The sequence below is a fragment of the Pseudomonas graminis genome (genome assembly GCF_001705435.1).
GTDB lineage: Bacteria > Pseudomonadota > Gammaproteobacteria > Pseudomonadales > Pseudomonadaceae > Aquipseudomonas > Aquipseudomonas graminis_B.
Map to the genome: position 1 here is coordinate 1 of NZ_MDEN01000041.1, position 26,874 is coordinate 26,874.

Annotated in this window: 27 protein-coding genes and 2 pseudogenes; 7 read left to right on the forward strand and 22 right to left on the reverse strand. The window is 55.2% G+C overall.

The features are described 5' to 3' along the window. Positions 1–250 precede the first annotated feature (250 nt). Positions 251–1,213, forward strand: coding sequence for a tyrosine-type recombinase/integrase (locus BBI10_RS00465; RefSeq protein ID WP_065986060.1), 963 nt, complete (start codon positions 251–253; stop codon positions 1,211–1,213). Here the strand turns inward: BBI10_RS00465 and BBI10_RS00470 are convergent. The 12 genes from BBI10_RS00470 to BBI10_RS00520 all read right to left on the reverse strand — a co-directional run bounded on the left by BBI10_RS00470 (position 1,203) and on the right by BBI10_RS00520 (position 8,834). Continuing rightward, positions 1,203–1,961 (reverse strand): hypothetical protein, encoded by a 759-nt coding sequence (locus tag BBI10_RS00470; RefSeq protein ID WP_141695071.1) that lies wholly within the window; start codon positions 1,959–1,961, stop codon positions 1,203–1,205. The genes BBI10_RS00465 and BBI10_RS00470 overlap by 11 nt on opposite strands. A gap of 168 nt (positions 1,962–2,129) precedes the next feature. After that, positions 2,130–2,525 (reverse strand): hypothetical protein, encoded by a 396-nt coding sequence (locus tag BBI10_RS00475; protein WP_141695072.1) that lies wholly within the window; start codon positions 2,523–2,525, stop codon positions 2,130–2,132. A gap of 79 nt (positions 2,526–2,604) precedes the next feature. Continuing rightward, positions 2,605–2,946, reverse strand: coding sequence for a hypothetical protein (locus tag BBI10_RS00480; RefSeq protein WP_244160277.1), 342 nt, complete (start codon positions 2,944–2,946; stop codon positions 2,605–2,607). 6 nt (positions 2,947–2,952) lie between these two features. Then, on the reverse strand, positions 2,953–3,318 hold the full coding sequence (locus BBI10_RS00485; RefSeq protein WP_065986063.1) for a hypothetical protein: 366 nt from the start codon (positions 3,316–3,318) through the stop codon (positions 2,953–2,955). A 52-nt stretch (positions 3,319–3,370) separates the two neighbouring features. Beyond that, positions 3,371–3,796 carry a hypothetical protein gene (locus BBI10_RS00490; RefSeq protein WP_141695073.1) on the reverse strand — a complete coding sequence of 142 codons (426 nt, stop codon included), beginning with the start codon at positions 3,794–3,796 and terminating at the stop codon, positions 3,371–3,373. Positions 3,797–3,868: 72 nt separating this feature from the next. Beyond that, entirely contained in the window at positions 3,869–4,372 is a 504-nt protein-coding gene (locus BBI10_RS26995) for a hypothetical protein (RefSeq protein WP_141695074.1), read from the reverse strand. Between the two features lie 138 nt (positions 4,373–4,510). Next, the gene (locus tag BBI10_RS00495) at positions 4,511–5,263 is read right to left on the reverse strand and encodes a DUF2971 domain-containing protein (protein WP_065986065.1); all 753 of its coding nucleotides are present in this window, start codon (positions 5,261–5,263) and stop codon (positions 4,511–4,513) included. A 53-nt stretch (positions 5,264–5,316) separates the two neighbouring features. Next, positions 5,317–5,625 carry a putative quinol monooxygenase gene (locus BBI10_RS00500; RefSeq protein WP_060709020.1) on the reverse strand — a complete coding sequence of 103 codons (309 nt, stop codon included), beginning with the start codon at positions 5,623–5,625 and terminating at the stop codon, positions 5,317–5,319. A gap of 133 nt (positions 5,626–5,758) precedes the next feature. Next, on the reverse strand, positions 5,759–6,397 hold the full coding sequence (locus tag BBI10_RS00505; RefSeq protein WP_065986067.1) for a hypothetical protein: 639 nt from the start codon (positions 6,395–6,397) through the stop codon (positions 5,759–5,761). A 27-nt stretch (positions 6,398–6,424) separates the two neighbouring features. Then, positions 6,425–7,225, reverse strand: coding sequence for a hypothetical protein (locus BBI10_RS00510; protein ID WP_065986068.1), 801 nt, complete (start codon positions 7,223–7,225; stop codon positions 6,425–6,427). A gap of 148 nt (positions 7,226–7,373) precedes the next feature. After that, positions 7,374–7,703 carry a hypothetical protein gene (locus BBI10_RS00515; RefSeq protein ID WP_065986069.1) on the reverse strand — a complete coding sequence of 110 codons (330 nt, stop codon included), beginning with the start codon at positions 7,701–7,703 and terminating at the stop codon, positions 7,374–7,376. Positions 7,704–7,919: 216 nt separating this feature from the next. Further along, positions 7,920–8,834, reverse strand: a complete 915-nt coding sequence (locus tag BBI10_RS00520; RefSeq protein WP_065986070.1) for a LysR family transcriptional regulator — start codon at positions 8,832–8,834, stop codon at positions 7,920–7,922. Positions 8,835–8,943: 109 nt separating this feature from the next. Here BBI10_RS00520 and BBI10_RS00525 point away from each other — a divergent pair, with 109 nt between their 5' ends. Further along, positions 8,944–9,801 (forward strand): sugar phosphate isomerase/epimerase family protein, encoded by an 858-nt coding sequence (locus BBI10_RS00525; protein ID WP_065986071.1) that lies wholly within the window; start codon positions 8,944–8,946, stop codon positions 9,799–9,801. Positions 9,802–10,259: 458 nt separating this feature from the next. Further along, complete coding sequence (locus tag BBI10_RS00530; RefSeq protein WP_065986072.1) at positions 10,260–10,868, forward strand: hypothetical protein; 609 nt, start codon at positions 10,260–10,262, stop codon at positions 10,866–10,868. 278 nt (positions 10,869–11,146) lie between these two features. Here the strand turns inward: BBI10_RS00530 and BBI10_RS28420 are convergent, their stop codons facing one another. From BBI10_RS28420 to BBI10_RS00560, 6 genes are all read right to left on the reverse strand, one after another. Next, positions 11,147–11,485, reverse strand: coding sequence for a DUF3325 family protein (locus tag BBI10_RS28420; RefSeq protein ID WP_065986073.1), 339 nt, complete (start codon positions 11,483–11,485; stop codon positions 11,147–11,149). Then, the gene (locus BBI10_RS00540; RefSeq protein ID WP_065986074.1) at positions 11,482–13,002 is read right to left on the reverse strand and encodes a PepSY-associated TM helix domain-containing protein; all 1,521 of its coding nucleotides are present in this window, start codon (positions 13,000–13,002) and stop codon (positions 11,482–11,484) included. Before BBI10_RS00540 ends, BBI10_RS28420 begins: the two co-directional genes overlap by 4 nt. Beyond that, complete coding sequence (locus BBI10_RS28310; RefSeq protein ID WP_347876454.1) at positions 13,002–13,391, reverse strand: DUF3649 domain-containing protein; 390 nt, start codon at positions 13,389–13,391, stop codon at positions 13,002–13,004. Before BBI10_RS28310 ends, BBI10_RS00540 begins: the two co-directional genes overlap by 1 nt. Then, positions 13,325–15,712 carry a TonB-dependent siderophore receptor gene (locus BBI10_RS00550; protein ID WP_083232969.1) on the reverse strand — a complete coding sequence of 796 codons (2,388 nt, stop codon included), beginning with the start codon at positions 15,710–15,712 and terminating at the stop codon, positions 13,325–13,327. Before BBI10_RS00550 ends, BBI10_RS28310 begins: the two co-directional genes overlap by 67 nt. Positions 15,713–15,830: 118 nt before the next feature. Next, on the reverse strand, positions 15,831–16,772 hold the full coding sequence (locus BBI10_RS00555; protein ID WP_065986075.1) for a FecR domain-containing protein: 942 nt from the start codon (positions 16,770–16,772) through the stop codon (positions 15,831–15,833). Then, complete coding sequence (locus BBI10_RS00560) at positions 16,769–17,296, reverse strand: sigma-70 family RNA polymerase sigma factor (RefSeq protein WP_065986076.1); 528 nt, start codon at positions 17,294–17,296, stop codon at positions 16,769–16,771. Before BBI10_RS00560 ends, BBI10_RS00555 begins: the two co-directional genes overlap by 4 nt. 704 nt (positions 17,297–18,000) lie before the next feature. Here BBI10_RS00560 and BBI10_RS00565 point away from each other — a divergent pair. The 3 genes and pseudogenes from BBI10_RS00565 (at position 18,001) to BBI10_RS28175 (ending at position 22,285) form a co-directional block, all read left to right on the forward strand. Next, complete coding sequence (locus tag BBI10_RS00565; RefSeq protein ID WP_065986077.1) at positions 18,001–18,561, forward strand: DUF2867 domain-containing protein; 561 nt, start codon at positions 18,001–18,003, stop codon at positions 18,559–18,561. 397 nt (positions 18,562–18,958) lie between these two features. Next, positions 18,959–19,291: pseudogene (locus BBI10_RS00570) on the forward strand (response regulator); the annotation flags it as partial. A gap of 453 nt (positions 19,292–19,744) precedes the next feature. Further along, positions 19,745–22,285: a M10 family metallopeptidase C-terminal domain-containing protein gene (locus BBI10_RS28175; RefSeq protein WP_065986079.1), complete on the forward strand. Its 2,541-nt coding sequence runs from the start codon at positions 19,745–19,747 to the stop codon at positions 22,283–22,285. Positions 22,286–22,472: 187 nt separating this feature from the next. Here BBI10_RS28175 and BBI10_RS00580 read toward each other — a convergent pair whose 3' ends face one another. The 4 genes from BBI10_RS00580 to BBI10_RS27795 all read right to left on the reverse strand — a co-directional run bounded on the left by BBI10_RS00580 (position 22,473) and on the right by BBI10_RS27795 (position 25,998). Then, positions 22,473–22,811, reverse strand: a complete 339-nt coding sequence (locus BBI10_RS00580) for a hypothetical protein (protein ID WP_065986080.1) — start codon at positions 22,809–22,811, stop codon at positions 22,473–22,475. Positions 22,812–23,035: 224 nt separating this feature from the next. Then, on the reverse strand, positions 23,036–23,326 hold the full coding sequence (locus tag BBI10_RS00585; RefSeq protein WP_065986081.1) for a HigA family addiction module antitoxin: 291 nt from the start codon (positions 23,324–23,326) through the stop codon (positions 23,036–23,038). Between the two features lie 66 nt (positions 23,327–23,392). Further along, a complete protein-coding gene (locus tag BBI10_RS00590) occupies positions 23,393–25,483 on the reverse strand; it encodes a putative bifunctional diguanylate cyclase/phosphodiesterase (RefSeq protein WP_065986082.1) in 2,091 nt (696 codons plus the stop codon). 353 nt (positions 25,484–25,836) lie between these two features. After that, a complete protein-coding gene (locus BBI10_RS27795; protein ID WP_244160278.1) occupies positions 25,837–25,998 on the reverse strand; it encodes a hypothetical protein in 162 nt (53 codons plus the stop codon). On the opposite strand from BBI10_RS27795, the pseudogene BBI10_RS27005 reads away from it, so the two are divergent. Further along, positions 25,964–26,300 (forward strand): annotated as a pseudogene (locus tag BBI10_RS27005) (ATP-binding protein); the annotation flags it as partial. The gene BBI10_RS27795 and the pseudogene BBI10_RS27005 sit on opposite strands and share 35 nt — an antisense overlap. Between the last annotated feature and the right edge of the window lie 574 nt (positions 26,301–26,874).

A 26,874-nucleotide genomic window follows, 5' to 3' on the forward strand; every position in this document is an offset into this window, starting at 1 on the left:
CAGGAAGGCCACGGCACAACTTTTTCGCTGTTCATGCCGAGAGACGTTCTTCCAGAGGTCGACGCGGTCATCTGAGAAGGAGCAGGCTTGCCCGCAATCAGGCTGACTGGCCTTTACTTGCAGGTGTAAGAAATACGTTATCACCAGTTATTACCGTTTATCGGTTTCAGACACGGCGGACCGATTTGGTATTGCTTTTGTGACCAGTTGGACAGCTAGTGATCGCAAGTAAGCCAATAATGAGAACGGTATGCAGAAACTGACGAAAGCCCATCAGAACGATCAACGTCGGCTCACGTCGGTCGAATTTCAGACGCTGGCCCAGGTTCCGGCCGCGGTCGAGTGGTTTGCCAACCTGGACAATCCGCGGACACGACGTGCCTACCAGAATGACCTGGAAGACTTCTGTAGTTTTGTCGGTTTGGCGTCTGCCGATGAATTTCGCGTGGTGACCCGATCGCATGTTCTGGCCTGGCGCGCCCAGCTCGAGCATCGCGGTTTGGCCGGAGCCACGATCCGCCGCAAATTGGCCGCGCTGGCCAGCCTGTTTGATCACCTGCTGGAAAGCAATGCGATCGCCGGCGGCAATCCGGTGCACGGGGTGAAACGACCCAGGATCGAAAGCAACGAAGGCAAGACGCCGGCACTGGGCGATCACCAGGCGAAGGCGCTGCTCGAAGCGCCGGATGAAGCAACACTTAAAGGGCAGCGCGACCGGGCGATATTGGCTGTTCTTCTCTATCACGGGCTGCGCCGTGAAGAAGCGGCGCTGCTGCAGGTGAGCGACATCCAGGAACGCCGCGGGATCCAGCACCTGAAGGTGCATGGCAAGGGCGGCAAGGTGCGATACCTGCCGTTGCACCCGATCGCGGCCGGGCGTATTCACCAGTACCTGGAAAGCTCAGAGCATCATCTGGCCGAGCGGAAGGTGCCACTGTTCATGCCGCTGCGAGGCAGGCTGACCGGCGCCGGGATCACGGCCAACGGCATCTATGCCGTGGTCGCGGCCTACGCGAAAAAGGCCGGGATTCAGGTCGACGGCCTTGGAGTGCACGGACTCAGGGCTACCGCGGCAACCAATGCCCTGGAGCATGAAGCCGACATCGCCAAGGTCCAGGCCTGGCTGGGACATGCCAACATCAGTACGACCAAGATCTACGACCGGCGGGAGAATCGTCCGGAGGATTCACCGACCTACAAAGTTAAATACTAGATGGACGGCCGATATTTCTATGAGGGTTAACTCCACGAAAAGCGATGTTAGATTCCCTCTTCTTTTTCATTTTAGCAGTGCTTGGAAAAAGGTTACCTCTGACGTACTGCCACGTTACATCTTCAATTATGTTCTGCATTTTGTTAATCTGCTGTATGTGCTGACTAGCTTTTGAAGACTTCAACACATCCAAAAACCTCTTTTCTTCTGATTCCCTTTCTTCAATGCGTGCCATATCACGCTCGGCCTCTAATACTATAGCCAAGCAGAAATTCTCGAATTCTTCTCTATCTCCTGTTGCTATACCATGCCACATGGTGATTTCTAGAAAACGATTAAAAACATACCTGCATCGTAAAAGACCTCTTGGGTGTGATTCAGCATTTATTTCTTCTCGCCACTCGCCAAAATCTACTCCGCGATGCAAAACATATACGGCATATAATAAGGTTTTCAGCGAGTGCATTACACTACCAAAAGCAAGCTTGTATGCCGCTCTTTTCGACTTATTAACCTTGGCAATCTTAGCCCTATAATCTTCACCGTAACTCAATATGCTAGCTATTACAAACTGCAGCGCACAATCATCCGCATCAACCTCTAAAAATTGCGCTGCTAATTTATTTGCAGGAATAATCGATTCTTCAAAGCCTTCGACCACAGAGCTCCTGAACTTATGGTCCAGCTTAACCCAATCCGAATGGCCTTTATATAAATGCGCTGCTTCATGCATAATGACAAAATCCAACGCGATCTCTGTCAAAAGCTTGGCATATTGCTTTCTAACTAAGCATTTTGGGGGAGAAAAGTCTTTATCCGGATGCGCGACCGTGCTTAGAGCGTGATATGGTTCTTCAGGATCTTCGCTCTTATAATTGCCATAGCCTACAAAGCTTTGAGAATGGCTGAGGATTTTTTAAAAATTACTCAACAGAATGGCAGGTGTGCCTAAATTTATACCTATAAAGTCGAATTTTTCCTGGGTTAAACTGCCATTGGACGTATAAGAGAAGGCTCCAAATCTACATGATTTTATTGTTGCATAAGCCACCCTCATGGGCTCTATATTGTAAAATTCATGGTCAAGCGACCACACCTTATGCTGACAGAACCTACCTAAACTCCCAAGATGGGTGTATATCTCATCTACCATCGACTCTGACAGGATTTCACCGTCGTCTTTCTCAAGATGATCTATAAGTTCCTGCGGGTAAAACTCTGGATATCCTTCAGGGAAGTCGTAATACATCGCCCTTGCATCAGGATTTCCATAATATGGATCATTTATTTTTCTCCATTTTGCTTGGCCCACGACTTATCTCCATTAAGAATAATTTTCACAACCAACAATACCCGTACATTCTTTGCAAATACACATATTCCGTTTTTTCCTAGATGTTCGAAAGCCTAGAACGAACCATGCCCATGACGACCTCATTCAGCTGACGCAGCCTGGCAGCTGTCGTTTCGCTCACGGGCAATCCTTCCGGATCGGCTAGGTCGGTCAGGCCGCCCAAACGGTCGATTTGAGCATGAACATCCCCGCGCTCAACGTCTTCCTCACCGGCACGTTCACATTTGATGAGCCACTCCAGCTGAGCGAGTTCACGCTCAATAACAGCGATCAGCGTTTGCTCCCAGTTTTTTTCCATGGTATGTCCAGATCGATTTGCGGCCGCGAGACTCATGGCCTGGTACTGCCAAAGCCAGTGCTGGGCAGGCTTTTCGTTCATTAACTATCACCTAGCAAGATAGCTAGCCACCAGTGCTGAGTGTTTGATTTTCCCCTTGGTAGCCGTCACGGTCATAGTGGTCCGTTCAACAGTGACTGCCATTTTGTAGTGGTTGCGGTAGGGCCTGTTCTTGAATAACTCAACCAGGCTGGCCGCGAACTGCTGCGCTAATGCTTCACTGTCTAGGTACAGCGTTTTGTAGCTGAGGCGTCCGGTTGGAGAGACGAAAAGATCTTTTACAAGGTCGTCGTCTTCATAGAACTCATTGCGCAAATTTACCGGAATCAGCCTGTGCGGGATCTCCACTTGAACAGTCGCGTACTCGACAACCGCTTTGTTTGGGAAATCTCCCGCTTTGCGTAACGCAGTCATGAGGTTCTCTTCCTAGAAACTCTATCGGATTGGCTTAGGCGCACTTCAATGATTACGCATCAGGTTTCAGTTCTAGGTTGGCAGCGCGAGCATGAGTTTTACAGACCTTCTGATCAGGAACAGCCTCATTCTTGCACCATCCGCCTTTCAAAGTGATAGCTCGGCATCGCGAGATTAATGCCTCTTCGACGAAGTCATAGTGCACACCGGTACGGCCAGAATCGGTTTCCCGCTTGGCATAGCGCGCTGTTTTGAAAATGAACCAGTTCGACGGCAATTCACCGGCTTTAGCAAAAACACCCATCTGACCATCTGCCTCCTCCGTAAATCCAGAGCCAGTTGGAAGGTGCACCAATGGAAAAACACGCATAGACGGTACGTTGGTCAGCACCTCACCATCGCTGGGTCCACCATGGAAGGTCAGTGTTGTCATCCCTTTTGACATAGCCAGTATCATCCTATCCGATTCGTAGGGCAAAGCTCCCTCTCCTACGGCCTCGTCCCAACTTGGGCTGGGCTTAGGCGGTAGCGCGTTTTTTCCTAGCATTTTTTAACTCAATCTTCGTGATAATGTACAACGAATATAAGGGCAGATCGTTGTACCGTCGGCGACATCGGTTTTGCCTGTCAACTCCGGCTCTTGATGCAGCACTCGGGTAGATCCAAGCAGTAGTTGGATGACATGCTCAGCCTCAGCCTGTTCATCAAATGAATAGCTATCTAGTAGCGTACGGACCCTGCCCTCATACATTCTTCGAGCAAGGTTTGGAGCAATTTCCAAAAGTAGCGGCCCCTTGCTATCTAAAAGGGTAAACGATTCGAAGGTAACGAGCATTCCTACACCTGAAAGGCCCTGCTGTTTTTTCGGTTTTCGGCCGACCCATGTAACACGTCCCGCGATACCATGGCTCTGCGGTTCACTTCCGATCCCCCCAATACCAATCACTGCATCAAACTCCCAGTTTCGTACGTTCCCCATGCAACCAAGGATTCCAAATGTACCGGTTCTGTCCGGATCACCCACGTGAGTTCTTTTATACGTAATTATTCGCATGAATTTTTCCGTTGTTCGTGGATCTGGTGGTGGACAGGGCGACTTGCCGACGTTGCTGGCAACAGCCACCAAGTCATTGGACTCGGCAGCCGAAATCCCTCAAGTGGTGACGGTCAGCTGGAGGTCGCGTCCCTGGCTCTAAATGACCGTTCGCGCATCAGGCACAATTTTGAAGGACTGGAAGGCAAGTCTGGACTTGAAGACAACGGCGTTTGGAAAATGTCGTTTAACCTTCTGTCTTACCGATTCGAGCGGCTCCTCACATAGGGCGCCTAGGATTACCTCTGTCAATTGAATATCGCCACTAATAGGCCAGAAATGCAGCCTACCTTCAGCATCCGCAGTATCCAAGTCTATGAAACGACGGTATTCCTCCTCATAACGCCATCCAGCGGACTTGGTGCTTAGCAACTGTTGTTGTAGCTCCTCACTCAGCTTGTCTGGTATTGGCGTGGGGCTGAGTGCTGCGAGAATGCGGTCGTCCTGGTAGCTGACCTGTTGAACCTGACTGCGGCACACATCAAACCCTAAGCAAATACCTGCGTGCTTCTCAGCGTAATGGCTCCACATCACCGGCTCTGACCAATCTCCGGCGAAGCACAGTAAGCCCATCTGAGACTGGTTTTTATCCTTCCAACCTCTTACAACCTGGCGGGTTTGATGTTCTTTGAAGTTCGCGGCAAGCAGCTCGAAGGGGTCATTCAGATCCGCGAAGCGAGATACCTTGAGGCGGTGATTCTCGATGTTGCTCAAAGCGTGTTTGACGCTGGTTAGGTTGTACAGGCGGATCGTAGAGCTGGCTGCTGGTGGACGGCTCGCAATGGCGCTGCCCATGTCTGATTTGTAGCCAGCAGCCATCCATTCGCGCCTGCGCATTTCGTTCGTGGACATCGCTTCATTCCCTTTGACCGGATGTCAATCCCGCGTGCATGGCATATCACGACCTAGACGGTGCTGCCCGGCAATTGATTAAGGCGAATCTGCTGCATGGGCTCGGCTAGGATATTTTCCAGAACCGGCATAGCGTTTGTCAGGGTCGGGGCCTTCATGTGCGCTTGCAGTGCCGCTTCATCGTCCCAGCTTTCGTAGGAAACAAAGCGGGTGGGGTCTTCAAGATCCGTCAACAGCGCATAGGCCTGGCACCCAGGCTCGTGCTGGAATTGCGGCAGGGCGGATTGCAGCAGGTTTTTCAATTGCGCTTCCTTGCCTGGCTTGGCTTTCATGATCGCGACGACGTTAAGAGGTGAAGTCATGTGGGGAGTCCTGGCATGCCGGCGCCGGAATGGAGCCGTCAGCGCATGAGACATGCCACGTAAGGTATTCATTCAGAAAAAACAGCGAGGCTACTGTTACTGCGCCGCCACCCTGTTTCCTATACGTTTACAATCAAGTGTGAACCCCGAGCAAATTCCTCATGTCACGCTCGAATTTGGCGTAATCGTAGGTCCACTCGAGAGTGTCTAGAACATCCTTGGCAAGCGATCGATAAGGTGGCGACATTTCGAAGCGATCAGGTCTTTGGTCGTTCAGTTTTTGAAATGTTTCAACCCAGGAGCTGCGCCCCTTACCCTTGATTACCTTACCTTGCTCGTTCAGCACTGGCATCAGTCGTGTTTCTTCGTAATGCATCGACTGATTGCGGCCGTGCCAAATCAGATCCCTGATACAGGTGGACGAAACGCTCGGTCCTGGGGGAGCATTTTCTCTTTCACCGTATGCGATGGAGAGGGCTTGTTTTGAAATTTGGAGGAATGCGCCTGCTGCAATGTCGATCAAAACCTCATAGGTTTCAATCGCACGGATATTGCCCTGGAGCTTCAGCTTAACCCTGTCCAAACCCACGCTGCATACGTCTCTGATGCCATCACGTTGTACAACACCATCGAACAGCTCAACCGTGTCTTGATTACCTTTGCGCGCTTCTTCCATGGATTCCGTAGCCATCAAATGACGGAGTACCGAACTGTGCAGATCCAGCAGCATCATTTGCGTTTGGTTGAAGTACGTGATTGCTAGATCGCTCATATGCTCTTTCCCTCATTTCTTTAAAAATTAGGGTCGCTCGAAGCTTTTGAAAAGCTCCAATGCTTCGTCATCAGACAGCCCACGCATGAACTGGTCATAGCTCTTTACTTCATCGGCAGTCGGCACGGTGGATTCAGGAATAGCCCGGATGTCATCAGCGATGTCCCTACGTGAGATATTGCCCTGAATCACCATGCCGCAGTTCATCTGATATTCCAGCGAACCGCATTCACGGTTCATATACCCCACTGTACTACCTACCATCATGGCATTTGGGCGCTTCCTGACCTCGTGCTTAGCCAAGGCCACACGTAGCGTTTCCAAGCGGATGAAAAGGAAACTGGTACGCGCCAGATCATTCTCCAGCTCCTTCAAAAGCGAGGGGTTATCAATCAGAGCCTGAACTTCATCAGCCTTTTGCAGGGCTGCATAATTGACGTAGCCCCGGTCGCGTTTCAGGCTTTCGAGCTTCTGGTGAAGCCCCGAGTTTTTTGCAGTGAGTAGATAGCCCTTGGACTTCTGCATCCACGTCCTTATGACCTCATACGAGCTGAAAATCCACATCTGCGACTGAGCAGAAAGGAAGATCGAATCATAGGGGTTGGATATTTCGTTGAACTTGGCGCGGAGGTAGTCGTACTCCAGGTCCATCACGAATTCGTCAACGATTGTCAGATTCATCGCCTGACTGACAAGGTTCCTGTCCGTGCTGAACAACGTCAGCGATTTCAGAGCCTCGCCCAGTGCGTACTGTGGAATTTGATCCGGGGTAAGGTACGCAGGCACATAGTCTCTGTCATGATCGTAATCACCGTAATCATCAGTCATCAGCACATTTCCTAGGCGCTCTGCTCGCAAGGGTACGGATTGGCGGATGCACGGGATTCTGGGCCGGATTGCATCAAATCAGAGCCATACGAAGCGACGGCCTCTAGCCAACAGCAACCTGACATGGCGGGGTGTCGTGCATTTTCCGTTACATTGACTTGACCGACACGACTTCCACGTAGCGGTATTTCCTCCTGGCTGCCTTTGTGGCTTCCTGTTCCGCCAGTAGGGTACTCAGGGTATCTGCCTCATGTAGGATTTCATACGTCTTGCCTTCAAACTCGTTGCTTACCCGGAGTGTAACCAAGAGCCTCGGAGTGAAGGTCTTGGAGGGCTTCTTTTTTGCAATCTTCCGGACGGGCGCAGTAATGATTTCCGCTTCGAGCTCCGTCAAGGAGGGAGGGGTTACCGGCGTGGGTATTTGAGCGTTGCCGAACAACGCCTGACGCATCTCTTCTTCGGTCAATTCTTTGTTCATGTGACTTCTCAGTGTTTCATCGCGAAATCGGCGGGATTCTAGCAGCTAGTCTTGACCAAAAAAGTGGCTGCCATGGGGAAGCGTACAGAGAACGAGGTCTCTACGCAGCCAATACTAGCTACTTCGATTAAGTACTCCGCATCTTTTATGATCGGACTCAGCAATCAACGACAGGCCACTATGGGTCGAGAGCCGCCTGGGCAGAACTGCTGGCGATCAGCTCAACTCCCCTCTCTCCGCCCGGGCAACGAGCTCATCCACGACACGTCTTACCTTTGGCTGCAAATGCCGCGTCTGGGGCCATACCACGTGGATGGCGACGTCGCCTGGGTTGTATTTTTCAAGCACGGGAACAAGCCTTCCGTCCTTGAGATGATCACGGATGAGAGAGCTGGGCATCTGACAAATACCCTGCCCTGCTGCCGCCATAGCAATGATGGCATCCCCGTCTCCTACCTCGTGGGTACTGGGCGGAATGATTCGGGCGATCTCACCGCTTTCATGCAGGACAGACCAACTCATCCGCTGGCCTCTTCGATAGTTGACGATACAGCGGTGTTGTTGAAGGTCTTCCAGAGACTCCGGTTGACCGTGTTTTTCGAGGTACCGAGGCGCAGCGCAGATCATCTGTTTCTGTACAGCAAGACGCCTGGCTACCAGGCCGCTTGCGTCCTTGAGCGTCCCGAATCGAATACTGAGATCGATGCCGTCCTCGATCAGATCAATCACGCTGTCCGTGAAGGTCACCGTCAATTTGAGTTCTGGATTCGCGTCAAGGACGTCCAACAGCACCGGCAGAACGATGCTCCGCCCATAGGCGGCTGGCAGGTCGATTCGAAGACGACCACTGGGCGTCTTCTGGTTGCTCGTCAGGAATGTTTCGGCAGCGAGAATCTCATCCACGGCCAACGAGCAGCTTGCGAAATAAGCTTCCCCTTCAACGGTCAGTCCCAGGCGGCGGGTAGACCGATGAAACAGTTTGCAACCCAGCCTTTCTTCTAACTTCGCGATGCTTTTTCCCACTGCGGATTTGGTTATGCCCAACTGGTCGGCAGCCGAGGTAAAGCTTCCAGCCCTTGCGGCGGTGACAAAAATGACTACCCCGCTCATGGGCTGTTCAACATAAGGCATTGTCCACTCCTGCTCCACTCAATGACGACTACATCCGGGTTTATCAGACCCGCACTCTACCTTAGGCTGATTGCACGTTGATTTGTAGAGATGAGAGGCACTAAAGGCAATGGCTACCCAAAACATAGAACTTCTTGCGGCTTACTGGACGATTGCCGGTGACATTTACCCGATGGGCCCTAGTGAAGTGAGCCCGTTTTCGTTTGAAGACCGAATGGAGGCTGCGGGCAGAGCAGGCTTCAAAGGTATCGGTTTGGTACACAACGGAATGATGGCGACGGTTGATCAGATCGGTTATCCCGCCATGAAGACCATTCTCGAGCAGAACGGAATCAAACACATCGAACTGGAGTTCCTGGTGGACTGGTACCACGACGGTGAGCGTCGACGTCAGTCGGACAAGGTGCGCCGGGAATTGCTCAAGGCAGCGGAAGCGCTGGGCATTCGCTCAATCAAAATCGGCCCAGGTATAGGAGAAGAGCTGGCAGACATTGATCTCATGATCAAAGAGTTCTCCCTGCTCTGCCAGCAAGCTGCCGAGGTGGGCGCCAACATCGTCCTGGAAATCATGCCGTTCAGTAACGTGCGGACGATCAAAACGGCTTTGGCGATCGTTGAAGGCGCTGATCAGCCAAACGGAGGACTGTTACTCGACATCTGGCATCTGCAGCGGGGTGGCATCGACTTCAGCGAGATCGCCCGCATCCCGGCAAGATTCATCAAGTCGGTCGAGCTGAACGATGCGCACAAATACCCCATTGAACCGCTGTGGATGGACACGATCCACAAACGCGTCCTGCCGGGCGATGGGATCTTTGATATCACGGCATTTATCAGAGCGATTCAAGCTTCAGGTTATGAAGGCCCGTGGGGGTTGGAAGTGATTTCGGACACCCACCGCAAGCTTCCCCTTGAAGCCATGGCCAACCGTGCGTTCGAAAGCACTATGCGCCAATTCAGTGAGTGATACGCCGTTTGCCCAGGCTTCGCCTTCGATTTGAGGCAGAGCCGACAGCCTGATGCTTGCCCTGAACCGGCCTTCTGAAGCGCCGGTTCGCCTCGATAACCGACCCTGGAGCCCCTCATGAGCCCTTTCCGAACAGTTTGCCTTGCCACCTTCCTTATCGCTGGTCTCTCAGGGTGTTTCGACACCTCCAACAATGATCAGGGCACCACACAAAATCCCGATAATGGTTCTTCTATCCAAATGAAGAAGCACTGATCGCTCGCTTGTATAAGATCCCCGTGCGTAAAACGTCCTGATCCCGTGCCGCGCAAGTTTAAGAAGGTCAATGTGAAGAGGCCGCTTCCGGCCAGAAGCGGACGCAAAAGGAGATAAATGTCTCTACCGCATCAGTTACCTCAACGTGATCTAATAGAGAGCTTAACCAAATTGCTTGAAGCAATCGTAAACGTGGATATTAGATGAACACGGTTCATATGTATCAAGACCTGATGAAGCGGGTACGCTCCCGGTTTGACGTTATCGAGCTGCTTCGTATCTCGGAAGGCGAGTCCTTTACCCGTGCAGAATCAGCCGCGTTCCAAGGGCGTAAAATAGTAGAAGGGATTGCGTATGCTTGCCTCATTGCGATCGAGCACGGTGCTCAACAGATACCTCGCGATGCCAAGAAGCACTGGAACGCTGAAAAGATATTTAGGGCTCTGAAATCTAAAGGCTTTGATACCCTTCCAAGCCCAAGCGTTATCCGTCCCGCAACAGAGCGAGAGCGTGCAGATGGGCACACGATTGTCGTGGAAGGTATAAGTGAAAACCGGCTCAGCCACGATCAAATTGCTGAAATTTACCAACGGCTACATGCTTGGCTTCATGAAGCAAATCCATACGTCTACGGCAGTACGGGCGCTTTTGGTCCTGACAAGACCGACATATTGTGGAAAGACCTAGAGAAGCTAAAAACCTTCGTGAATCGCCACTTCATCTCGGTCCAGGGCGAAGCAATATTTTGTACCTTATGGGACTTGAACGACAATCAGACAAAAGTTTTGCAACTGAGCAAATTAAAGGCCTAACACCTTATGGTTCTGATCGGCAGTGTCCGCTTTGGGTCGAAAGCAGCCAGTTCGGTGGACTATAAATGCTCAAAGGCACTCGGGTTGCCGGCCACTAAGAAGTCGCAGCCTGGGGCGATCACCGATGCCGTTTAATAGCAGTCCAGGGAGGCTACCCGCCGGACAAAAGCAGGCATTTAACGTAAACCCCGTTCTCCGCGGCTAGTAACTGGCAAAGGCCTTGAGGTCGAGCGGCTGCTTTGGGTCGATAGCGGACGGTCAGTGCAGCGTCAAACCTCTCAAAAAGAAAACTCGATGGTCACAGCCGTTAAGAACACCGTCACCGCTGTCTTCCCGGCCAGCGAAATGAAACGCGGGAAATAAGCCAATCCCATGCTAATAGTGCAGCTCAACACCGCGAATGTGCAGAACCACATGACCCATGATCGGCCATCTGGCGCACTCGCTATACAAAAGAGTAACGATCCCGCAATGCCAGTGAACCCCAACCAACGCAACGCCCGCTGGCTGGGCCATATCGGTCGGTTGTTAAAGACGTCACGGTAGTGTCTGTTTAGCGACAGGCACAAGGCCGTCAGGGCCGCGTATAGCAAAGCGCTCCATGTCAGCAGGCTCATGAATGCCTCTCGCTTCGGGGGGGCCTTGAACCCGGCGCACGAGTTTGCGGTATGCACTGCTGCGCTGGTTGGTAGAGCCGCCAGGCCACAACCGCAAAACTCATTCCCAGCAGTCCGCAGACCAGGTTCAGCCCGTTTATTGGATTGGGACCTGTGAGGATATCGAGCACAGGTAAACCACCACACGTCAACGCACACAGCATTGCCTGCTCTCGCCAGGCATGTTGGGTCAACCGCATTTGAGCGTGCAGTAGCGTTAGCAGCCAGGTGCAGAAAAAGGCCTGTATTTCACGAATATCCCGAGCGGGCATATCGCCGGGCAGTAGCCGGTTGGCCCAGAGAAACGCAGCCATCGCCGTGGGCAGTCCGAGCATTGCCGCGATGTTCAGGCCTTCAATATGCCGATAGACCCCACGCCTTGAATTGCCTCTGCGTTTGACCACCCACAGCTGCAGCCCTGTGGCAATCATCGCGCAGCCGCCCAGCCCACTGAGAAATAACAACACACGCAACAGCGGATCGGCGAAATGCGCCAAGTGCAGCCCGTACATCACACCGTAGAAAGCCTTGACGGGCCCCGTTGACGGATTCGTGCCGACCCACTCACCACCCACGCCGTCCAGCACCAGCCGTTGCGGCTGCGATGAGACGTGATCCAGGGTGTCCCTGAACAGCTCGACGCGGGCATTGACGGCTCCCGGCGCAGTGATCGACACACGAGCAATATGCTCTTGACCCCAATGCTGCCGGGCTTGCTGAATGAGGGTTTCGGGCGAGGCCAAAACGGCCCTCCCGAGCGCCGGCACCTGCGGCGCACTGAAGTCGCGAATGTCACGAAAGAACGCTGCGCGATCGGGGCCATAGACCAGATCGACGCCCCACGGGATGTACATGAACATCAAGGTGATCAGCCCGGTGTAGGTGATCACTGCATGGAACGGCAGCGCTAACACACTCAAAGTATTGTGCGCATCGAGCCAAGAGCGCTGGCCCTTGCCTGGCCTGAAGGTGAAGAAGTCCTTGAAGATGCGCCGATGGATAATCACGCCACTGACGATGGCGATGAGCATGGCCATGCTGGCAACGCCAACGATCCAGCGGCCGATCTGCGACGGCAGGCTGAGCTGAAAATGAAACCCGTAAAAGAAGTCTCCGCCAAAGGTTTTGCGCGGGGTTAGCGTCTGCGCGGAGGCTGGATCAAGCCACTCGCTGTTGTAACGCCGCTCCCCTGCACCTTGCCACATGACCTGAGTCACAGGCAGACGCGTCGTGGGCAGATCAATCAGCCAGGAAGCGGCATCCGGCGCACACTGCTCCAACCAGTCCATCGCTTGTTTGAGTGAAGCGGCCTCGCTGATCGGCGCCGAGGGCCGAATTTCCGGGTGCATCCAGGCGGTGATTTCACTGCGGTAATAGCTGGCAGTGCCGGTCATGAAAATAGCCAGCAACAGCCAGCCGACAACCAGCCCCGACCAGGTGTGCAGCCAAGCCATGCTTTGACGCAATCCTTCTTTCATCACGCATCACCGGGCAGGGAGACGGCGGACAACCACCCATAGACGCCCCCGAGCAGCAACATCGCGGCAAGCAGCCCCAGCCAGGCGCGCCTGGCCGAGCGTGCCGCGAAAACCCATATGGCTGCAAGGCACAGAATCAGGAAGGCAGGCAACGTCGCTGCCAACACGGTCTCGGCGCGAGGCTGTAACACGACAAGGGGCAACCCGATGGCCAGGCAGGCGGTGAACAGCGCGGTGACGGCGTACCCGCCTATCACCGCTGCGAGGATTCTTGAGAATACCCCTAACCTATAGCGAACGGACAGCTGGGGCCTGCCATGCCTCACCACTGGTAGCTCACAGAGCCGATGACACTGCGCTCGTCGCCGTAGCGGCACGAGGTATTGCACGACAGGTACGACTCATTGGTCAGGTTCTGGGCCTTGGCAGTCAACTGCCAATGGTCGTCGATGTCATAGCTGACCCGTGCATCAAAGCGGGTGTAGGCCGGGATCTTGCGATCAGTGACGGTCGGTGTGGTGCGGGTGGTACCGGTGTACAATGCGCCCACGCCGATCTTGACCTGCGGCAGACCGAACGCAGCCAGACGATAGTCCGTCCAGAGCGAGGCGTTGTGGTAAGGCACCCCTTCAAGGCGTTTGCCAATGTTGGTGACGACGTTATCTTCCAAGACATGCGCGTCGGTATAGCTGTAGCTGGCCGTCATGCTCACGGTGTCAGTCAGGTCGGTCTTGGCTTCGAGTTCCAGCCCCTTGGAGCGGCTTTTGCCATACTGCTCGTACTGCGCGGTCAGGGCGTTGTAGGTGATCGCGTTGGTCTGTGTCAGCTCGTAGACCGCCGCGCTGAGCACCGTGTTGCTGCCCGGTGGCTGGTAGCGAATGCCGACCTCGTATTGCTCGCCTTCGATCGGGTCGAACGTCCCCGCGACGCCAGGGTTGGCAACATCGGCCGGCTGGAACGACTGGCTATAGCTGACATAGGGCGCTACGCCGTTATCGAACAGGTACAACAGCGCGATACGGCCGGTAGGTTTCTGGTCACTGCGTGGCGTACGGTCGCCATTGACGAAGGAATAATTACGGCTTTCTGCCCAGTCCTGGCGACCACCCAACAGAAACACCCAATGATCGTCAAAGGTGATCTGGTCTTGAAGGTAGAGACCCACCTGACGGCTGTGGATATCCCACCCGGATTCGGGTGCGGTGTTCGCCCCTACCCCGGTGTAGGCAAAGGTCGAGAGGTTCAGGCGGGGAGCAAGTTGCGCCACTGTGGCGCTGATGTGGCGATGGGTGTCGTAGGTCTTGTGGTAGTAGTCCACACCCGCCAGTAGTGTGTGGCGCCAGCGGCCCGCGTCGATCTTCCATTCAACGTTGTTGTCGCTGGTCCAGCCGGTGGAGGTTTCTTCACGTTCGCTGTAACGGCGGTTCAACGTGTTACCGGAAATGCTGAACGGCAACAGGTAGTTCCAGGAAACCCTGGATTGGTAGTAGCGCAGGGCGTGACGTACTTTGAGCGTGTCGCTAAAGCTGTGTTCGAACACGTAGCCCAATGTATCGATGCGGCTGTTGAAATGATCGTAACCGGGCTCGCCCACAAAATCGTCGCGCCCGATCTTGCGTCCAGGGTTTGGACTGTAGGTGGTCATGGCGTAAGTTAGCGGCGGCGTCAGCCCGGTGAGTGCTTCGGTGTGGCTGGCGAGCACAGTGAGAGAGGTATCGTCGTTCGGCTTCCAGGTGAAAGAGGGTGCGATGTAGCGCTTGTCGTCGCGAATGTGGTCTACCTGCGTGTCAGCGTCGCGCCACAGGCCGTCGAGCCGATAGGAGAATTCACCCTGTTCATCCAGCGGGCCGGCCAGGTCGAAGGTGTACTGCTTGCGATCATGGCTACCGTATTCGACGCCGACCCGATGCAACGGGGTATCGGTGGGCCGCTTGCTTACGGCGTTGATCATGCCTCCCGGCGACAGCTGCCCGTACAGCACAGACGAAGCGCCCTTGAGCACTTCGGCGCGCTCCAAACCAAACGGCTCGATGCCGCCATCGTAGACGCTGGACTGCAATTTCATGCCGTCGAGCAGAATACCGCCAGTCCCGGAGCCAACGTTGAAACCGCGCAAGGTGTAATCGTCCGCCACCCGGCTGAAACCATTGGGCTGGCTTACAAACCCTGGCGTGTAGCCCAAGGCATCTGCCAAGGTGTCACTCTTGCGGTCGTCCATTTCGGCGCGGGTAACTACGGAAATCGATTGCGGCGTCTCAATCAGTGGCGTGTCGGTCTTGGTCGCACTGGCGGCACGTTTGGCCACATAGCCATAGACCGGACCGTAAGCCGATTCCTGATCGGACACTGCATCGATGTTCGACACACCTAACATCAGCGCACCGGTTTCCGGCTGCACGCTCAGCGCGCCGCTGCCACTAATCAAAAGCGACAGTCCGCTGCCCTGCAGTGCCTGCTCGACGGCCTGCTCTGCTGTCAGTTGGCCGGAAACTCCATGGGCCTGTCGCCCTCTGACGTCATCCGGCAGGAACACCACCTGACGACCACTGCGCTGACCGATCGCGATCAGCGTCGCCTCCAGAGGACCTGCGAGCAAGGCGTACATCTGGCGTCCCGCCGCGCTGACCGGCTCTGCAGCAAAAATGATGTTTACAGGCGTAACGACAATGCTGACAGCAATGGCCAAAGGGCAAAGGAACTGAGGACGCATGGGTGAATGACTCTCCGGTGTCAGGACAGAACAGCTGCAAACGGCGCAGCACTGTCTTGCTTGTGCGATGAGCCAGCGAAATATTAAGAGCCTATTGAAAAATTTTTTCTTGCGGACCTCAGCTCAGGGACACACGGGTCCAGACCCCCAGGAAATGCTCGACCCGCAGCGGCAACACATCAGCCATTGCAGCCAGCGCCTGTTCACTTTGATCGAGGCTGAACACGCCGGAGATTTTCAGTCGCGCAGCTTTGGGGCTGAGGGTCAACACGCCTCGGTGATAAGGTCGCAACGCCTCGATGACCGTTGCCAGCGTCTGGTCGTGAGACTCCAGCATGCCCTGCGACCACGCTGAAGCACTGTTCGCGGACCTGCCGATCGGCTCGATACCTCTGCCGGTCAGCCGTACACCCTGCCCCTCTGCCAACGTCGCACCCGAGCCGTTGATGTGCGTTACCCGCAGGCTTTTCTTCAACGCCCAGATACGAGACTCCCCCGGCAAGAGCATCATCATGCAGCGTCCTTCGGCCATGCTCGCAGTACCCAGGCGAGAACACAGCCGCAGGGCATCCCGCTCGCTGGCCCGAACGTCGGCAATCACACCGCCATCAAGCAATTCAACATCGCGCTTATGTGCTCCGAAACGCAGGTTCACTGCACTTTGCGCGTTGAGCAGCAGAGACGAACCGTCTGGCAGAGCGATGCGTTCACGCTGGGCGGTGCCGGTACTCAAATCTGAGCGCAGTCCCGCCAGCCCCCTCCCCGGGCCGGTCAGACAATAACTGCCAGCTGCCAACCCGCATAGCCCCAACGCCCCTCGCAGAAAGGCACGACGACGAACCAGTCGGTCCTTGGCCAACATTCGGCCCGACACACCGTCAACGCCGGCAAATGTGGTCTGCAACCGAAGCTGCAACTGTTGCCAGGCCTCTTGATGGTGTCGGTCGGCCGCAAGCCACTGCTCGAAAGACAGTTGCTGATGCGCATCGAAAAACCCGGAACGCTGATAGGCCATCCAAGCAATGGCTTCATCCACAGCAGCAGGCAGTACAGCAGTCATAGCCGCGCCTCGAAACAGGCACGCAGCCCCTGGATCACGTACTGATGAACACGCGGCACGGATACCCCCAGCTCGCGGCCGATTTCAAGGTAGGTCATGCCATCGAGCTGGCTGTACAGAAATGCCGCCCGGGCCCGGGACGACAGTCCCTCAAGCATACGATCAATCTCGACCAAGGCTTCGACCGCGAGCGCTTGCTGCTCTGCTGACGGGGCAAACTGCTCAGGCTCGCCAGCCAAAGTCTCCAGATAGGCACGCTCCAGATCGCGGCGGCGCCAACTGGCGTACATCAAGCGCTTGGCAATGGTCGTTAAAAGTGCTCGTGGCTCGCGAATCGAATGTGGATCATCCAGTGCTACCACGTGGGCAAAGGTTTCGGACGCCATGTCCGCGGCATCGCTCGGGCAACCCAATCGCGCCCGCAACCGGTCGAACAACCACCCATGGTGATCGCCGAACAGCTGATGGAGCAGGCTTTGGCGGGCGGTCAACTTGGCGCAAGCGACACTGGAATTGACTGCCATCGAAAAGATCACTAATGGAAATGGTTCTCAATTCTGTCAAACCCACTCTGCTCTCGCAATAAAAGTCACTGGCAGGACAGAAAAAGACCGCCCAGATTGGCGGCGATACCGAGATTTGCTATCGCTTGACGACAATTTCGGACACCACAACAGGAGTTGGTCGGTCCACGCCGTGGACTCTGCCATGAACGCCCGCTAGAAAGAGCACCAAGTGCTAGAGCGGCGAAAGCTTTATCACCAGCAGAACCACCAGTTGGGTGTTTATATCCTCCATGTTGACGCTCTACTTGTAAAATCATGCCAAAAGGCAGCTTGACATAAACGATGGGCACCGCTGGTTAAACCGGTCTGCATCTTGCGTGATTAATTTCCCTGAGCAACGCCTGAGTTGCCGCCGCCTTCGCCACGTTTGAGCACTCGGCGATGGGTGGACGGCACCACATAGACCAGCAAAAATGTCAATCGTGCTGTGCATAAGCCTTATACATCGGTTTGATCACGCGCTCTTGCGTCTTTTTCTGTGTTCGTAGAGGGCCTGCATGCTGTCAATAAAGCGCGATCGCTTATTATGTCATTGCGTTTAGTTGCCGGGCGGATCGTGTCGCCTGTTAAGAGAGGAGAGGCATACCCTAGTGCCGAAATACCCCTTGCGTGTCGATCACCTTGATGGCTAGAGTTGGGCGCCGAAAACCGCAGGTAACGCAATGGAACTGCTCGATATTTACCTCCCGCATTACCATTTTCGTGAGCGTCACGCCCTCGATATTTGCGCTACCGCTGCCCAAGTAATGCGGGCTGTCGAAAGCTACGATAGTACCGAAGATCGACTCGTTCGGGCGATGACCGCGTTGCGCGAGATGCCGCAGCGGTTAATTTGGAAGCTAGGTAATGCTCCCGCTCGCAATCGTCCGCCATTCAGTCTTGAAAACTTTACCAACCTTGGAACCATTCCTGATAAAGCTCTCGCATTAGGTCTGGCAGGGCGCTTCTGGAAGCTAGACTACGGCCAAGAAACCGTCCCGGATGCTGAAACTTTTAAGCATTTCGAACAGCCTGGCGCGGCGCGTCTAGTGCTCGGATTCAGCGCCACTGAACTTGGTGACGGTGTCACCCGTCTTGTGACGGAAACACGCGTGCAGTGCCTTGATGCCGCCGCCCTGCGCCAATTTCGCCTGTATTGGTACCTGATACGCCCCTTCAGCGGGCTGATTCGTAGACGTGCGCTTAAAGCCATCAAACGGGAAGTATGCGGGATTCATCGCTAAAATTCACCGCAACTTCGGAGGTATAGGGAACCGGCACTTCGAAGAATTTATAGCTGCCTTCATTCACTTATAAGATATCGCCGGCCGGCACGGTGCGCGGCTAACTCTTTTTCCTTAGTCGCGATGCTTGAGGCCCACTGAAAGCCTACAGTTGCGGGACTCAATACTTCCCAGCCTGAAAGGCCAGCAAGCCCGGTCCTTCAGGCTGGGACTTTGCCGGACGATCGTCAGCTTGACCTTGTGCGGAGACTCAGCCCGAGGAGGGTTAGAGGGGCTGTGATGAGAAGTGACGATGTTGTAGGCGCCCGTCGGGATAAAATTCTGATCATTGAAGCTGGTTTGCCGAGACCGGGGATTGGGACCCGTGCCCAACGGTGTTGGATTCGAGCGTATGACGCTGGTCATGGACATCCTGGAAGACCTCGGATACATGGCTATCGAGGCAGGTGACAGCGCAGCAGGGCTGAATGTACTCCAGTCAAATGCGCGTATCGATCTGCTGATCAGTGACGTTGGGCTACCGGGCGGGCTGAATGGCCGTCAGATGGTGGACGCAGGTCGCGTCTGCAGGCCAGACCTGAAGGTCTTGTTTATCACCGGTTATGCGGAAAATTCTGTGCTGGGAAGTGGTCGGTTGGCACCTGGTATGGCCGTGCTGACAAAACCGTTCTCCATCGAAACCATGCGCTTACGCATCCACACAATGGTCGAGAACGCCAAGTTACCGTGAAAGCATTTGATCGAATGGCCTAACTGATAAGTCATAGCGCCAAGGAATAACTTACAAGCGTGGTTGAGCAGGCATGGCCGTCAATAACTGGCCGCTCTCAGCGGGCTTACATGCCACCTCTACAGCTAGCGCGAATACTGAACTCTAGCATTAAGGGCAATCGCGTCTGCCCGAGGGCATGCGCTTTATCTGCACACCGTTTCGTCATTACCCGCAATCCAGGCGACTTTGTTGCATTCAGCTCCGCCATCCTGCGCAGGGATGGAGCGCTGATATGCACCTGTTCCAGAAAGTATCGGGCGCGTCAGCGGCAAGGAAAATTAATCTCACGCCCGCGCGTGGGAGGTGAGCAGAAGCCTACTGCCATCGATTGCAATTGAATGATCAAGCGATTCTCAGGTCGATCCTTCTTGCGAGCAATGAATCCTCGACTCTCACTTAAGGAATGACCAGATGGCGAATTCATTCAGTGTCAAAGACTTCGGCGCCGTGGGCGACGGGCACACTGACGACACTTTGGCGCTGCAAGCCGCGATCGACGCCGCATCGGCCGCCGGAGGCGGGACGGTGGTGATCCCCAGCGGCACCTATATCGTCAGCGCCCAGGCCTCCGGCAACGCGCTGATACTCAAAGACAACGTCCAGCTCGAAGGCGACGCCACTGATCGGGCGACGCTGAAACTGGCAAGCGGCTCCAGCGCCGATATCGACGGTATCCTCCGTGCCGATGGCGATGCGGTCGGCGTCAGCAATCTGGTTATCGACGGCAACCGCGCGCATACCACTGGCGTGGTCAGCGATTTATCTCTGGGCGACGGCGTACAACTGACATTGAATTACGTCCAGGCCACCAACGCGTCCGGCTACGGCCTCGATCTGCGCGCCGAGGGCAGTCAGGTCCAGGCCAACAAGGCCTACGTGGACTATAACGGGCAGGGCGGCGTGATCACGGCGGGGCTGGTGGGCAGTGCGCTCAATGACCTGATCGTCAGGGACAACGATGGGAACGGTCTCACCACTCAAGGTGTGGTGACCGTGCAGGACATCAACAGCACCAGCAATCAGGGCTATGGGGTTGCCGTTGAGGGTGACGCTAACGGCCATGCGGCGCAGCTGATCAGTGGATCGATCAGCAGTAACCGTACCAGCGGGGTGCTGATCGACAAGGCGAGCGACGCGGTGGTCGATCATCTGTCCATCTCGTATAACACCCTGTCGGCCATCGAGGTACGCGACTCCCAGGGCACACAGATCAGCACCAATCGTATCGATGGTAGCTACCTGGACGCCAACCAGCCCTACGTGCTTTTACAGGACAGCAGCGGCACCGAAGTGCGTGGCAACGTGATTGGTGCCACGGGCTATTATGACGGCGCAAAGTCCACCTACGGCGTCGAGGAACGCGGCCAGAGCGATGCCAACCGTATCGCTGACAACTTCATCAGCAATGTCACCGAGCGCGAAGTGAAGGTGGTTGGTACCGCGACCGCGGTTTTCGATAACACAGATGTCTTGACCACCTATGGCTCCTCGGGTGACGACGTGATCTCGGAATATGCCCAGGCCTACAACACTGTGTTGTATGGTGGTGCAGGTGACGATTTGATCCAGGGTGGGGTGCTGGACAATGTATTGATCGGCGGTGCCGGCGTCGACCAGCTCGCGGGGGCGCAGGGCCACGATACGTTCCGATTTACCCAGCTGACCGACAGCTATCGCACTGCAAGCGCCAGTTACACCGATACCATCACCGCTTTCGATGCCAGCAAGGACAGCATCGATGTCACCAGTCTGGGGATGAGCGGCCTGGGCAATGGCCACAACGGCACGTTGGATCTGGCCTACAACGCTGACAAGAACCTCACCTACCTCAAGAGCTATGATGCCGACGCCCAAGGCCAGCGCTTTGAACTGATCCTCAACGGCGACTATCGCACCAGCCTGACGGCGGATAATTTTCTCCCACTCACCGCCGGCACTTCTGGGGACGACAGCCTGCACGGCACCACCCACGGCCGCGACACCTTAGTTGGCGGCGACGGCCGCGACATGCTTTCGGGCCGCGGCGACGATGATCGCCTGGATGGGGGCGCTGGTGCCGATCGGCTGATCGGCGGTCAGGGCGCGGATACCTTCGTGTATAACCAACTGACCGACAGCCAGGTCGATGCCGCCGGGAAGAATCAGGGCCGGGACCTGATCGTCGACTTCAACAGTGGCGACCACGACCGGATCGATATCTCGGCTCTGGGTTTCACCGGTTTCGGCGATGGTTACGGCACCACACTGAGCCTGACCTACGACAGCGCCAACGACATCACTCGCCTCAGCTCAAAAGAGCTGGACAGCGCCGGCAATCGTTTCCAGATCGCCCTGAGCGGCAACCATGTGCTTGACCTGGGCGCCAACGCCGTCGAGTTCGCCCACGCCGACAGCCCGCAAAAAACCAGCACCTACCCGGGACAGATCTTGACCATCGGCACGGCGGCGAACGACAGGCTCATCGGCTCGGCAGACGCGGACCGTCTCTATGGCCTGGATGGTGACGATGTGCTGCAGGGGGGCGCCAATAATGACTTCCTGCTCGGTGGCCATGGCGCAGACAAACTCACTGGCGGCAGCGGTAGTGATTACTTCGTGTTCCAGAGCGTCGAGGACAGCTACCGTACCGCGGAGCAGAGCCATACCGACCTGATCACCGATTTCAATCAGGGCTATGACAGCCTCTCCGTCAGCGCACTGGGCTACACCGACATCGGGGATGGCTACAACGGCACCTTGAAGATCGACTACAACGCCACCCTTGACCGCACCTATGTCCGTGACCTGCAGAGCGACGATCAGGGGCGGTTTTTCCAGATCGCCCTGAGCGGCGATCAGACGCAGCACCTGCGGTACAACAACATGGGCTTTGCGGATCGCGATGTGTCGACGGATGCCGCGCCGATCGAGGTGGTGGGTGTGGCTACCCATACCGATCATGCTGTTGGGTGATTAAGACCGAACCCCGCTCAGTAAATAATGAAGCGGGGTTCGCTGTGGCGACTGCCCACTTTCTCAGCATGCCCCTCATCTAATCCCCCCAAGCTTTCCCGCGTCCCGCCGTTGAATGTGAGGACTTCCCAACGTTCCGGATCAAATACTGAAGCCAGCGTCCGTTACATCGCCAGAGCGCGCTGGGTTAGGAGAACGGTGTAACCGAGACAAGTTCCACATACTTGAACTTCTTCCGGGCGGTTTTCGTTGCGTCGAGCTCCGCCTGGAGCGTGCTTAACGTATCAGCGTCGTAGCTGAACATTTGGGTCTCACCTTCATATTCATTGCCCACCCGCAACGTCACCCTGAGTTTCGGTCTCAGTGTTGCCGATGCGCCCCGCTTTGCGGTCCGCGCGGGAGGCTGTATCACTACCGCCGGCGCTTCTTTTTGATCGCGCTGTGGCTGTGCCGGCTCCGGCGCAACACCGCTCGCAGAACCAAACAACGCCTGGCGCATCTCTTCTTCAGTTAACTGGGTGGCCATAAGGGCTCCGATGCCGAATTCTAGTAGTCCATGCCTGGCTCATCCTGATGTTCCTCGGACATTGCTTGACCAAGGCGTGAGTCAACAGGCCGTGGAGCCAAGAGCTTCTTGGCGGCGCTTGCGATCGGCGTCGCTGATTGTGGGTTTGAGCGGCGGTAGGCTCATGGGCGATCGCTAAGCAAGTCGAAGATGATAACGTTCCAAATGTCCACTTCATAATTCCATTACGCTGCTTGGGCAACCCTTGAAATCGCGGGAATGTTGTCTTTATGTTCTGCCTGCCACAGGTCATAAGCAGACTGGCGAGCCACCCACATACGTGCCTTGCCCAAGCCAGCACGCTCTAGACGAACTGCCATGTCAGCACTGATCGGTGCTCGGCAGTGGATCACATTGGATAGCAGCACACGCGAGTAGCCCAAGTGCTTGGCCAGAGCCATGACGCTCATCTTGATTTCAGGGAGCACGTCTTCGCGCAGCGCCTCGCCAGGATGCGGAGGATTGAACATCGTCATTTGAGTTCTCCTATCAGTGGTAGTCGACCAGCTCAACGTCATCTCCCATAAACACGATGTGTATGTCTATTTGAAGGATGTACTCACGCGGCCTACACGCAGCAGGGCCGTCACCTGCGTTTCACTCAAGGGTCGGCTGAGCAGGTAGCCCTGCCCCTGCTGACAGCCATTACGTTGCAAAAAAACCAACTCCTGGGAATCTTCAATGCCTTCGGCCACTACGCAGTGCTGAAGGCTCTTCCCCATGGCGAGTATGGCAGCGACGATCGCCGAATTATCTGCTCGCGAATTTACGTGTCGGATAAATGACTGGTCGATCTTCAAAACATCGAATGGGAGCTGGGTCAGGTAGGCCAGACTGGAATAACCTGTCCCGAAATCGTCCAGTGCCAGACTCAGCCCCGCCGCCTTCAGGCGCAACATCACCTGCCGATTGTGTGGCAGATCGGCCATCAGCACACTTTCGGTCAACTCAAGCTGCAAGGACTGCGGTGAGATGCCCTCCTCTTCGATAATCGCCAGTATCATTTCCACAAAACGGCTTTGCGTCAGCTCGATGGTCGATACATTAATTGCGACACATACAGCATCCAGACCTTGCTGATTCCATCGCTTGATTTGCTGACATGCCGCGCGCATGACCCATTCCCCCATCGGAATGATCAGCTTGCTGTCTTCGGCGATATCGATAAACCGGGATGGAGCAAGCATGCCCTCGCGAGGATGAAACCATCGTATCAAGGCTTCGACACCGGTGATTCGGCCAGTGCTCAAATCCACCTTCGGCTGGTAGTGCAAAATGAACTGCCCTAGGTGGATTGCGCTGCGCAGATCCGCTTCGATAAGTTGGCGTTCCACCGCCTTGGCATTCATGGCGGGCATGAAGAACTGATAACGATTGCGGCCCTTCATTTTGGCGTCATAAAGCGCGGTATCAGCATGTTGGATCAGGTCTCCGACATTGGTAGCGTCGGAGGGGAAGAAGCTGATACCAATACTTGCGGAGATATAAAGCATGCTGTCATTCAGCGGATGACCCGCACTGATAGCCTTCAGAATCTTCTCGGCAATAGGTCCAACATCATCATCGACCTGCAATGCGGGCAGCAGCACCACGAACTCGTCTCCTCCTTGGCGACTCACGGTATCTGAGGCGCGGACACTTCCGGTCAAGGCGTCGGCCACGGAGACTAACAGCTGGTCGCCTAGGGCATGACCGAGAGAATCGTTGATATGTTTGAAATTATCCAAGTCAATGTACATCACCCCCAAGCGCTGGTGATCGCGCCGTGCGGCTCGCACCGCCTGCTCCAGCCGATCTTGGAACAACACTCGATTGGGCAACTGGGTGAGATAGTCGTGTTCGGCTAGGTAGGTCATTTTGACCTTCATGGCGCGCTCCACCGAAACGTCGTGAAACACCACTACTGCCCCAGTCAAATCACCGCGGCAATCGATGATAGGGGCTACGGAATCTTCAATATCCACTCGACCGCCGTCGCGCTTAACCAACACCGCGCCTGCGCTTAAACCTGTTGAGGATCGCGTTTGCAGGGCCAGTAGCACAGGATGTGGCTCGGTACCGAGCGAATCATCGATGTCAATGGACATCACTTGGGCGATTGATTGTCCTTTTGCCTGGGATTGGGACCAACCAGTCAGCGTTTCGGCGGCAGGATTCATGAAGTCGACATTGCCGTTGGTGTCGGCGCCAATCACGCCGTCACTGATCGCATTAAGTGTAACCTCGGCGCGCACTGCCCGGATTGCCATGTGCCCGTGCAAGCGAAAACGCAGGATCAGATCGCGAACGATCTGCATACTCGCAATCCGGTCTTCTGGATCAGCTGAGCTGAAACCCTGGGCACCGCACGCGATGAAGGCCTCGGCAGCGCGACGGTGCAACGCAGTACCACTCATCAATATCGGCGTGGTCGAAACCATGTCGTAAAATTCGGCGAATTTCGCCAAGTCCCTAAACCGTCTGCCGGCCATGCTGACAATAATGAGATCGGCCGAGTACTTTCTCAAATGACGCACCAACGACGCAGCAGTCTTGAAAAAATTTATCGACCACTCTTCGCTGGTGGCTGCAAATTGTTCGAGGAATGTGACGGTTTCGCTGGCTCTACACAGGATAACCACTGGAATGGTCATGCATCCTTGCTCCGAAAGATTTCAAGGAGCATGAAATCAAAATGCCTGTGCGGCCTCGGTCAAGATATGGAGGCGACACACATTCAAACAACGTCGCACTTCCCCCACTGAATAGATATACAGGCTCGGACCGCCGGTACGAATTCTTTAGCTTGAATAGGGCTACGCGCTGATCCGAAAAGGAGCCAATTCCCATCCGCACTGCTTTTATGCCCGATACGGCCATCGTGGCGATGGCATATGGTTAGATCCTCAAGAGCTCGCATTATGGCGCCAAAGAAACCGGTAGCAGGGCAATGGAGCTCTGAAGAGTCACGTGCGTCAAGACCTAGGCCACTTCCCAGCCTCTGGGGTCAGCCCATCGGATGCACATCGGCTGGGGCAAGACCCATCTCGGTATTGCCTATCAAGACGTCGTCATCACCTCCGCCGATGCCGCCCGCAGTCGAGTTGGTGATCGTGTCACGGTAGTTATCGCCCGTCAGCGTCGCGATTACAGACAACGGTTCCGGCATGCCCGCGGCCATTGTCAGCCTTGTCATGGAACCCTTCTTCACCACTAAGGAAGAAGGCAAAGGACCCGGACTGGGACTGTCCATGGTGTACGGCTTCATGAAGCAGTCTGGCGGCACCGCGAATTTATTCCGAGGAAAGAATCGGCACCACGATTCGCATGTACTTTCCTGCAGATGACAGTCAGTTGCACATCCTTCCTGCCCCAGAAAAAATTAATGAGCAATCGGGCCACGAGCGCATTTTGGTGGTGGAGGACCGTGCTGATGTCGCGGAGCTGGCCAGGATGGTGCTCGAGGAATTTAGCCAAGGGCACTGCAACCGCTAATTCCAGACGGCGCGGCCGTTTGCACATTCGGCCCTAGGCCCATGTCAATTGGTCGATTCATAGGATTGAGCAGATGATCGTCCGTTTTGGGTCGATAGCAGCCGGTTCGGTGGACTATAGATGCTCAAAGGGGCTCGGGTTGCTGGCGACTAAGAAGCCGCAGCCTGCTGGGATCACCCATGCCGTTTAATAGCAGTCCAGCGAAGTTACCCGCCGGATAAAAGCAGGCATTTAACGTAAACCCCGTTGTACGCTGCTGACCGGTAGCACAGTCCGTAAGTCCGAGCCCTACGGCTGCTTTGGGGCCAAAGCAGCCGTTAGCAGGGCAATGGAGGTCTTAATAGGTACGTGCGTCAAGACCAAGGCCACTTCCAAGCCTCTGGATTTAGCCCATCGGGTGCAGGTCAGCGGGTGCCAGACCCACAAGCTCGATATGCGCAGCGCTCGCGTCAGCCACGATCAGGTTATCGGCAGTGAAAGTCTTGGCGACGTTCTTGTCGATACTGATCTCGAATCGGTTACCGTCAGCGTCCGCTTCGTAATCCTTGAG

Excerpts from the sequence above, each read along its gene's own strand:
- BBI10_RS26995 (WP_141695074.1), bottom strand. The coding sequence starts at position 4,372 with ATGCGAATAATTACGTATAAAAGAACTCACGTGGGTGATCCGGACAGA.
- BBI10_RS00565 (WP_065986077.1), top strand. The coding sequence starts at position 18,001 with ATGGAACTGCTCGATATTTACCTCCCGCATTACCATTTTCGTGAGCGT.
- BBI10_RS00555 (WP_065986075.1), bottom strand. The coding sequence starts at position 16,772 with ATGACTGCTGTACTGCCTGCTGCTGTGGATGAAGCCATTGCTTGGATG.
- BBI10_RS00520 (WP_065986070.1), bottom strand. The coding sequence starts at position 8,834 with ATGCCTTATGTTGAACAGCCCATGAGCGGGGTAGTCATTTTTGTCACC.
- BBI10_RS00580 (WP_065986080.1), bottom strand. The coding sequence starts at position 22,811 with ATGGCCACCCAGTTAACTGAAGAAGAGATGCGCCAGGCGTTGTTTGGT.
- BBI10_RS00495 (WP_065986065.1), bottom strand. The coding sequence starts at position 5,263 with ATGTCCACGAACGAAATGCGCAGGCGCGAATGGATGGCTGCTGGCTAC.
- BBI10_RS27795 (WP_244160278.1), bottom strand. The coding sequence starts at position 25,998 with ATGCCGGAACCGTTGTCTGTAATCGCGACGCTGACGGGCGATAACTAC.
- BBI10_RS00500 (WP_060709020.1), bottom strand. The coding sequence starts at position 5,625 with ATGACTTCACCTCTTAACGTCGTCGCGATCATGAAAGCCAAGCCAGGC.
- BBI10_RS00550 (WP_083232969.1), bottom strand. The coding sequence starts at position 15,712 with ATGCGTCCTCAGTTCCTTTGCCCTTTGGCCATTGCTGTCAGCATTGTC.
- BBI10_RS00540 (WP_065986074.1), bottom strand. The coding sequence starts at position 13,002 with ATGAAAGAAGGATTGCGTCAAAGCATGGCTTGGCTGCACACCTGGTCG.
- BBI10_RS00505 (WP_065986067.1), bottom strand. The coding sequence starts at position 6,397 with ATGAGCGATCTAGCAATCACGTACTTCAACCAAACGCAAATGATGCTG.
- BBI10_RS00510 (WP_065986068.1), bottom strand. The coding sequence starts at position 7,225 with ATGACTGATGATTACGGTGATTACGATCATGACAGAGACTATGTGCCT.
- BBI10_RS00485 (WP_065986063.1), bottom strand. The coding sequence starts at position 3,318 with ATGACTGCGTTACGCAAAGCGGGAGATTTCCCAAACAAAGCGGTTGTC.
- BBI10_RS00530 (WP_065986072.1), top strand. The coding sequence starts at position 10,260 with ATGAACACGGTTCATATGTATCAAGACCTGATGAAGCGGGTACGCTCC.
- BBI10_RS00465 (WP_065986060.1), top strand. The coding sequence starts at position 251 with ATGCAGAAACTGACGAAAGCCCATCAGAACGATCAACGTCGGCTCACG.
- BBI10_RS00560 (WP_065986076.1), bottom strand. The coding sequence starts at position 17,296 with ATGGCAGTCAATTCCAGTGTCGCTTGCGCCAAGTTGACCGCCCGCCAA.
- BBI10_RS28175 (WP_065986079.1), top strand. The coding sequence starts at position 19,745 with ATGGCGAATTCATTCAGTGTCAAAGACTTCGGCGCCGTGGGCGACGGG.
- BBI10_RS00515 (WP_065986069.1), bottom strand. The coding sequence starts at position 7,703 with ATGAACAAAGAATTGACCGAAGAAGAGATGCGTCAGGCGTTGTTCGGC.
- BBI10_RS00585 (WP_065986081.1), bottom strand. The coding sequence starts at position 23,326 with ATGACGATGTTCAATCCTCCGCATCCTGGCGAGGCGCTGCGCGAAGAC.
- BBI10_RS28420 (WP_065986073.1), bottom strand. The coding sequence starts at position 11,485 with ATGAGCCTGCTGACATGGAGCGCTTTGCTATACGCGGCCCTGACGGCC.
- BBI10_RS00590 (WP_065986082.1), bottom strand. The coding sequence starts at position 25,483 with ATGACCATTCCAGTGGTTATCCTGTGTAGAGCCAGCGAAACCGTCACA.
- BBI10_RS00525 (WP_065986071.1), top strand. The coding sequence starts at position 8,944 with ATGGCTACCCAAAACATAGAACTTCTTGCGGCTTACTGGACGATTGCC.
- BBI10_RS00480 (WP_244160277.1), bottom strand. The coding sequence starts at position 2,946 with ATGAACGAAAAGCCTGCCCAGCACTGGCTTTGGCAGTACCAGGCCATG.